Source organism: Longimicrobium sp. (genome assembly GCF_036554565.1).
Lineage (GTDB): Bacteria > Gemmatimonadota > Gemmatimonadetes > Longimicrobiales > Longimicrobiaceae > Longimicrobium.
Genome location: NZ_DATBNB010000306.1, coordinates 1 through 7,999 on the forward strand (window position 1 = coordinate 1; position 7,999 = coordinate 7,999).

The following is a 7,999-nucleotide window of genomic DNA, read 5'->3' on the forward strand; positions in this document are numbered from 1 at the left end:
GTTCCAGTCCGTCCAGTCCACCAGCCGGTGGTCGATGGATGTCACGCCGTTCCGCTGGCCGTTGCGCTTGCAGACCGACATCACCAGTTCCTGCCGGTCCGTCTGCACCACGCGCGCGCCGAGCGACGCCGCCACGATCCCCGGCAGCCCCGTACCCGCGCCCAGCTCCAGCACCGCCTTGCCGTGAAAGTCGTCCGCCCGCGCCACCAGCTCGTGCGCCAGCGCGATGGCGGAGGGCCAGAGCGCCACGCCGTAGGGAAGCCGCTCCTGGAAGAAGCTGGATTCTTCGGCGTTGGTGAGCATCGCCTCCGTGTGAAGCACGCTCCACCGCCGGCCCGCCAGCCCCAGCCGGTACTCGTGCAGGGGAAAGTCGCCGATGGAGGTGTGGAGCACCTCGGGTTGCATCGCGGCCGAGCTCATGGGTTCCTGACGTTGGTCGAATCGGATATGCGCGTGCCGTCGCGTCTACAAGATGTTTGCCGGGAAGTCCGCACGACCGCGATCGTTCCCCATCGGCCGGCTTCACTCGCGTCATCTCCCCTCACCACGTAGTACTTTCTGCTCATGTGCCGCGGGCGCGCGGCGCGTAACATTCGCGCGCAACGCTGGACCGGACGGCACCCCAATCCTGACGAACCGAACCGTGCACAGCATTCTCATCGTCGAAGACACGCCGGAGATCGCCGAAGCCCTGCAGCGCCACCTGGAGCGCCGGGGATACGCCACCCTCCTGGCCACGCGCGCCGCGCAGGCCCTGCCACTGGCCTGCAGCGAGCACCCGGACCTGGTCGTTTTGGACCTCGGCCTGCCCGACCGCGACGGCTACAGCGTGCTGGAGCAGCTGCGCGAGCGAGGGAACGACGTTCCCGTGCTGATCCTTTCTGCCCGGCAGGAAGAAGCCGACAAGGTGAAGGGCTTTCGACTGGGTGCCGACGACTACGTGACCAAGCCCTTCGGCGCGCTGGAGCTGCTGGAGCGCATCGGCGCGCTTCTGCGGCGCAGTGCGCGGCCGGCGGCGCCCGAGTCTGCGGCCGCCGAAGCCGCGGGCGGGCTGACCGACGGCGACCTGCAGGACCGCTTCGGCCTCACACCACAGCAGGTGGTGGTGGCCCGGCTGCTGGCGGAGGGCCTTTCCAACGCCGAGATCGCGCGGAAGCTGTTCGTCAGCGGGCACACGGCCCGGAACCACACCTATCGCGTGCTCACCAAGCTGGGCATCACCAAGCGGGCCCGCGTGAACAGCGTCCTCCGAGGCGCCGAGGCCGCGTAGGCCGCGCCGCATCGATCCTACTCCAGAATCGGCATTCACCCGACACCGCGGCGGCAGATCCCGGTAGATGGCGCCGCATCGCGCCGGTACGTTCCCGGGAGTCGAGTCCGGGGCGCCGCATCCACTTCACGACCCGCCATCCCGGGACGCACGCCTGCCGGGCGCTGCGTCCCGCTTTTCGAAAAAGGGGAACCATGGCCGGTGACATCCGCAGCCGGGAAGACGTCGAGCGCCTGGTCGAGAGCTTCTACGCCCAGGCCACGACCGATGACACCATCGGGCACCTGTTCACGGACGTGGCCCGGGTGGATTTCGTCCGGCACCTGCCGCTGATGTACGATTTCTGGGAGACGCTCCTGTTCGGCGTGCGCAAGTACAGGGGCAACGCCATGCGCGCCCACTTCGACCTGAACGACAAGGTGCCGCTCGTCGCCGAGCACTTCCAGCGCTGGCTGCAGATTTGGGAAGGGACGGTCGACGCGCTTTTCGCTGGTGAGAACGCGGAATCGGCGAAGGAGAAGGCGCGCTACATCGCGCGTTCCATCCAGCTTCGGCTGAGCGCCGCGACGGCGGCCCGCATTGATAACGCGGGGACACCAGTGGGAATCGGCACCTTCCCCGTTCGCACGCCCGGCGGCCCGGCAGTCGTGGGCTGACCATCGTGGGATGGACCGTAGTATCGCAACGACCAGAGCCCGCCGCGTCCGCGTAGGGGCGTCAGCATTACGATTTTTCGCGAGTGAGACGCGCGTGCTGGATCGGAGAGTCTGGCGCCAATCAGTTCGGAAGCGTACGCAGGCAGGGGGTCATGCCTGCCCGTAGAACGTGAAGGCGCCCCCGGCCATGTGGCCGAGGGCGCTGCACCTTAGGGGAGATCAGTGGAGCCGGTCGATCATCGTCGTCCGCAGGTACACCCGCTCGGGGACGGGGCCCGGGGAGATTCCGGGCGGCACCGCCAGCAGCAGGTGAGCGACCGTGCCGCCGTCGTACCGCAGCGTCAGCGTTCCATCCACGATGGTGTACGTGCCCGATCCGCTTGCCGGAGCCGACGCGCCGCTCCACGCCGTCCAGGCCAGCGTCCCCCGCTCGCGGAAGCGGCCGTCTGCGCCGAGCGTGATCGCCATCATGGTGTCGGCGCCGCTCAGCCAGCCGTAGGTGGCGCCCGGCCGCACGTCGTTCATCACGTGCATCCGCCGGTAGCCCTGCGTGCTCCCCGGCTTGCGCAGCACCCCGTCGGTGCCGACGGTGAACGCCTGCGGATCCGCCGCCTGCCGGGTGAACGTCAGCTGGCTGCCGCTGACCGAGTACGTGCCGCATTCGGAGGCGGCGCAGACGGCGGCCCAGTCCAGGGGCCGGTCCAATCCTTCCTCCGGCGTGCCGCGGAAGGCGCGGCCGTCCTCCAGGAACGTGTAGTAGTCCGGGTACTGCTGCCCCGCGCCGTTCACCCGCAGGCCCATGTAGATTCCGGACACGCCGGCGGCCGGGGGCGGCTCCACCTCGCCGCCGTCCGGAGGTGTGATTTCGCCGCAGGCAGCCAGGAGCGCGAGCGACGCCGCGCGAAAGAAGAAGATGCTCGTGTGCATGGGAGCCTCTCGATGAGTTGGGATCAACCGGCGGGCACTTGCCCGCCGCCACCCAATTCTGCGCTCCCGCACGGCCCGGCGCGTGAGCGAATCTGCTCATTCTCACGACAGATGCGTGAGCCGCGCACACGCTTGTCGCCCCGCGCCGAAGCCGATAAATTCTTTGCGCCGCATCACTTGAAGTACCCTGCCCCGTTCGACTCCACCGCCACGAAGGTCCCGTGAGCACCACCACCGACACCATCAGCACCGCCCTGGGCGGCGTCTGCGAGACCGCCGCGCGCGCCCTCGCCTGCACCGTGCACGCGAGCCTCCATCCGTGGACGTCGTCGGTCAACGGCGACACGCGCGAGCCAGGGGCGGCGCACGAGATGGTGGTGCATTTCGGGGAGGATGGGCAGCAAGGGACGCTGCGGCTCGCACGCGACACCCCGTGGACGGATGCCGACCGCGCCCTCGCCGAGGGATTCGCCGGGCTCGCCACGATGGCGGTGCGATCGGGCCAGGCGCAGTTACGCGTCGCCGAGCTGGAGCGGCACGTGGACGAAGTACAGGCGCTGGCGACGCTGGGCAGCTTCGAGTGGAACGTGGCGGACGACCGCATCACCTGGTCGGCCGAGCAGTTGCGCATCCACGGGCTGGACGCGGAAAGCGGGTTCCAGGGGGGATTCGCCGCCTTTCTGGAATTCGTGCACCCGGACGACCGCGGAACCATCGCCGCACTCACGAGCGAGATGCTGCGCCAGGGCCACGCCCAGGCCGGTTATCGTATCATCCGCCCCGACGGGCAGACGCGGCGGCTGCACGCCCGCAGCCGGGTGGAGTTCGACGCGGCGGGGCAGCCCGCGCGCGTGCTGGGGATGGTGCAGGACGTCACGCAGCTGCTGGCAGCCGAAGGGGAGCTGCGCGTGGCGAACGAGCTGCTGGAGCAGCGCGTGGCCGAGCGCACCGCGGAGCTGGCCGCGGCCAACGACGAGCTCCGGCGCGCGGAAGAGCACTTCCGGCACCTGGTGGAGCACGGCACCGACCTGGTGATGATCTCCGGGGCCGACATGCAGCTGAAGTACGCGAGCCCGTCCGTGGAGCGCATGCTCGGCTACACCCCGCAAGAGATGCTGGAGAAGCGGCCGGAAGACCTGCTGCACCCCGATGACGTGCTTCCCGTGTACGAGAACACGCAGCACATCCTGGACAACCCGGGTACGGTCCGCCGCTACGCCTGGCGCATCCGCCACAAGCACGGCAGCTGGCGGCTGATCGATGCCCTGGGGCGCACCATCAACCCGCACAGCGCGGCCGACGGCGTGGTGTGCAACGGCCGCGACATCACCGAGCAGCGCGAAGCCGAACTCGCGCTGCAGCGGAGCGAGGAGCACTTCCGGCGGCTGATCGAGAACGGCAGCGACCTGCTGATGATCTCCGCCGTCGACGGCCCGCTGATGTACGTAAGCCCCTCCGCCGAGCGCCTGCTGGGCTACACGCCGGCCGAGATGCTGGCCAAGGTCCCGGGTGACGTGGTGCACCCGGACGACGTGGAACGGGTCATGGACGTGCTGCGCGCGATCGCCGCAGCGCCTGGCACCGTGCACCGCGTCATCTGGCGCATCCGGCACCGCGACGGAAGCTGGCGGGTGATGGAGGCGCTGGGGCGCACGCTCTCACCAGACTCGGGAGCCGACGGCATTGTGGTCAACGGCCGCGACGTCACCGAGCAGCGCGCCGCGGAGGCGGAAGTCGTCCGCCAGCGGGCGTTCTTCGAAGAAATCCTGAACGGCATCGACGCGGGATTGATGGTGATGGACGCGGAGTGCCGGTTCGAGTACGCCAGCCCCGTGGCGGTGCCGGATCCGGAGATCCGCGAGTGGCTGATCGGCCGCACGAACGAGGAGTACGTGCAGAAGCGCGGGCTGGCGCCGGAGATCGGGGCGGAGCGCCAGGCCAGCATGGACGCGGTGATCCGCACCCGGCAGCCCCACTCATTCGTGCAGGCGGTACCGCAGGCGGAGGGCGGCACCCGGCACGTGATGCGCCGCCTGGTTCCTGTGCTCGACGAGCAGGGGCAGGTGATGCGGATGATCGGCTACAGCGTCGACATCACGGAGCGCAAGGCGATCGAGGAGCAGCTGCGCGCCGCCACCGCCGAGGCCGAGCGCGCGCGCCACGAGGCCGAGCAGGCCAACCGCGCCAAGAGCGAGTTCCTCAGCCGCATGAGCCACGAGCTGCGCACGCCGCTCAACAGCATCCTGGGCTTCGCGCAGGTGCTGGAAGACGTGAGCCTGCCGCCGGAGTACCGCGCCGGGGTGCGGCACATCCTCAACGGCGGGCGGCACCTGCTGAACCTGATCAACGAGGTGCTCGACATCGCCCGCATCGAGGCCGACCAGCAGCCCATGTCGCTGGAGCCCGTGATGGTGCAGGCGGCCATTCGCGAGGCGGTAGACATGGTGCGCCCCCTGGCCGCCGCGCGCGGCATCTGGGTGGGCGAGGTGCCGCACCCCGCCGCCGAGCGCTACGTGCGCGCCGACCGCCAGCGGCTGACGCAAGTGCTGCTGAACCTCCTCTCCAACGCCGTGAAGTACAATCGCGCCCAGGGCACCGTCCGCATCGGCTGCGAGCCCGTGCGCGACCAGGCGGGGCAGGAGCGCCTGCGCATCCGGGTGACGGACGACGGGCCGGGCATCGCTCCCGAGCGCCGCGACCAGCTCTTCGTCCCCTTCGCGCGGCTCGGCGCCGAGCACACGGCGGTGGAGGGCACGGGGCTCGGGCTGGCCCTTTCGCAGCGGCTGGCGACGGTGATGGGCGGCGCGCTGATGCTAGAGCGCAGCGGCGACGAGGGAAGCACCTTCTGCGTGGACCTTCAGCCCGTGGCCAATCCCCTGGCCGGCGCCCCGGCGATGGCGGCACGCGCGGAGCGGGGCGCCGTGTCCCATCCGCCCGCGACGCTGCTGTACGTGGAAGACAACCTCGCCAACCTATCGCTGGTGGAAACCATCCTCCTTCCCCGCCCCGAGTGGCGGCTGGTGCCGGCGCTGCAGGGCCGGCTGGGGCTGGAACTGGCGTTTGAGCACGCCCCCGACGTGGTGCTGCTGGACCTTCACCTGCCCGACGTGCACGGGCGCGACGTGCTGCGCGAACTGCGCGCGGACCCGCGCACGGCGCACACGCCCGTGGTCATCATCAGCGCCGACGCCACGCCGCGCACGATGGACGCGCTGCTGGGCGAGGGCGCCGATGCCTTCCTCACCAAGCCGCTGGACGTGCGCGCCTTTTTGTCGACCGTGGAAGAGATGCTGGCCCGCCCCACCGCCGTCCGAGCCTGACGAGAGTGGATACCACCGCCTGCACCATCCTGCTGGTCGACGACGAGGAAGCCAACCTCGACCTGCTGGAGATCGTCCTGAAGCCCCGGGGCTACACCTCGCTCGTGCGGGTGAGCGACGCCCGCCAGGCGGTGGCGGAGTTCCGGCGCGCACAGCCGGACCTGGTGCTGCTGGACCTTCACATGCCGCACCGCACCGGCTTCGAGGTGCTGGCGGATCTGCACGCCCTGGTGCCCGCCGACGAGTACCTGCCGGTGATCGTCCTCACCGCTGACATCACCGCCGCGGCGCGGGAGCGGGCGCTGGCCAACGGCGCGAGCGACTTCGTCACCAAGCCGTTCGACCGCACCGAGGTGCTGCTGCGCGTCCGCAACCTGCTCCACACGCGCCTGCTGTACGGACAGGAGCGGCGCGCGCGCGAAGCAGCGGAACGGGCCGCCGCCCGCGACCGCCTCCTGGCCGACGCCAGCCGGCTGCTCTCCGCCTCGTTCGACAACGGCACCGCCCTGGCGCAGCTCCGCGCTCTCCTGGCCAGCGGCTGGGGCGATATCTGCGTGGTGGACGTTCCCGAAGAGGGCGCAGCGCCAGCGGGTGCCGACGAGCCGACAGGTCTGCTTGGCGAGAAGGACGCGCGCGCCGCCCTCGGTCCCGGTATGTGGTCGTCGGCGTTGCGGGTGCCGCTGGCGGGGAGCGGGCCGTCCGTGGGATGGCTGGTCGTCGGGAGGACCGTGGAAAACGCGCCGTTCACGGAGGACGACCTGGCGCTGGCGGTGGAGAACGCGCGGGCTTTCCAGGCGGCACAGAACGCGCTCGCCGCGCGCGACCAGGTGCTGGCCGTGGTCGCGCACGACCTGCGCAGCCCGCTCACCGCCGTGCGCTTCGAAGTAGAGATGCTGCGGCTGGATCCTGTCGCCCCGCTGGCTCCGGAGGACGCGCAGACGCTGGGACGGGTGGAGCAGGCGGTCGGGCGGATGGACGCGCTGATCCAGGATCTGCTGGACGTGTCTCGCGCCAGCCGCGGCGTGCTGGCGCTGGACCGGCGGCCGCTGGCGATGGACCTGCTGATGGAGGAGGCCGCGGCGACGGTGCGGCCGCTGGTAGAGGCGCAGCGCCTGGAGTTCCGCGTCCAAGGCCCGGCGCGCCTGCCGGTGCTGCAGGTGGACGGCGCGCGGGTGATCCAGGCGATCTCCAACCTGGTGGGGAACGCGGCCAAGTTCACCCGGCACCAGGGCCGCGTGACGCTCGGTTGGGAGATGGTGGATGGCGCGCTGCGCATCTCCGTCACCGACGAGGGCCCGGGGATCGGCCCGGAGCAGGTGCAGCACATCTTCGGCGCGTTCTGGCAGGCGCGCCACGCGGACCGGCGCGGGCTGGGGCTCGGGCTGGCCATCACCCGCGCCATTGCCGAGGCGCACGGGGGCCGCATCTGGGTAGAAAGCGAACCCGGCCACGGCGCCACCTTCTTCTTCACCCTCCCCGGCCCAGCGTCAGGCAGCGAGGGCTGAGCCCCGCGATCAGCCTGGAATCAGCGCCCGGGACGCTCCGGCTCGTACACCTCGCCCTCCAGGTCTTCCAGCTTCTTCAGCACGTACCCGCGGGCATCCTGCACGCCCTGGTTGTACACCACGGGCCCCAGCTCCGCGACGATGAAGTCCAGCAGCTCGTTCGCCCTGAAGTCGCTCAGAGGCTCGTCGAAGTTGTCGTCGAAGAACGCCTTCAGGGCGCGAACCAGCCGCACACGCCGGTCATCGGCCAAACGAATTCGCATCGAAAGCTCGCACTCGGGGGCGTGGAGATGGCGGCCCGGGGGGCCGGACGGAAAAAAG

7 protein-coding genes are annotated in these 7,999 nt (G+C 70.4%); 4 read left to right on the forward strand and 3 right to left on the reverse strand.

Annotated features, from left to right (window positions below; genetic code table 11):
* Positions 1–420: 50S ribosomal protein L11 methyltransferase (locus VIB55_RS08310; protein ID WP_331876209.1), on the reverse strand; the 420-nt coding region annotated here is incomplete at its 3' end.
* Between the two features lie 223 nt (positions 421–643).
* Between VIB55_RS08310 and VIB55_RS08315 the strand changes: the two genes are divergently transcribed.
* The gene (locus tag VIB55_RS08315) at positions 644–1,270 is read left to right on the forward strand and encodes a response regulator (RefSeq protein WP_331876210.1); all 627 of its coding nucleotides are present in this window, start codon (positions 644–646) and stop codon (positions 1,268–1,270) included.
* Between the two features lie 194 nt (positions 1,271–1,464).
* Positions 1,465–1,926 carry a group III truncated hemoglobin gene (locus VIB55_RS08320; RefSeq protein WP_331876211.1) on the forward strand — a complete coding sequence of 154 codons (462 nt, stop codon included), beginning with the start codon at positions 1,465–1,467 and terminating at the stop codon, positions 1,924–1,926.
* A 219-nt stretch (positions 1,927–2,145) separates the two neighbouring features.
* Here VIB55_RS08320 and VIB55_RS08325 read toward each other — a convergent pair whose 3' ends face one another.
* Complete coding sequence (locus VIB55_RS08325) at positions 2,146–2,853, reverse strand: hypothetical protein (protein WP_331876212.1); 708 nt, start codon at positions 2,851–2,853, stop codon at positions 2,146–2,148.
* Positions 2,854–3,074: 221 nt separating this feature from the next.
* Between VIB55_RS08325 and VIB55_RS08330 the strand changes: the two genes are divergently transcribed.
* Positions 3,075–6,173, forward strand: a complete 3,099-nt coding sequence (locus VIB55_RS08330) for a hybrid sensor histidine kinase/response regulator (RefSeq protein WP_331876213.1) — start codon at positions 3,075–3,077, stop codon at positions 6,171–6,173.
* A 5-nt stretch (positions 6,174–6,178) separates the two neighbouring features.
* Positions 6,179–7,678: a hybrid sensor histidine kinase/response regulator gene (locus VIB55_RS08335; protein WP_331876214.1), complete on the forward strand. Its 1,500-nt coding sequence runs from the start codon at positions 6,179–6,181 to the stop codon at positions 7,676–7,678.
* A gap of 20 nt (positions 7,679–7,698) precedes the next feature.
* Here the strand turns inward: VIB55_RS08335 and VIB55_RS08340 are convergent, their stop codons facing one another.
* A complete protein-coding gene (locus tag VIB55_RS08340; RefSeq protein WP_331876215.1) occupies positions 7,699–7,941 on the reverse strand; it encodes a DUF2164 domain-containing protein in 243 nt (80 codons plus the stop codon).
* Positions 7,942–7,999: the final 58 nt, after the last annotated feature.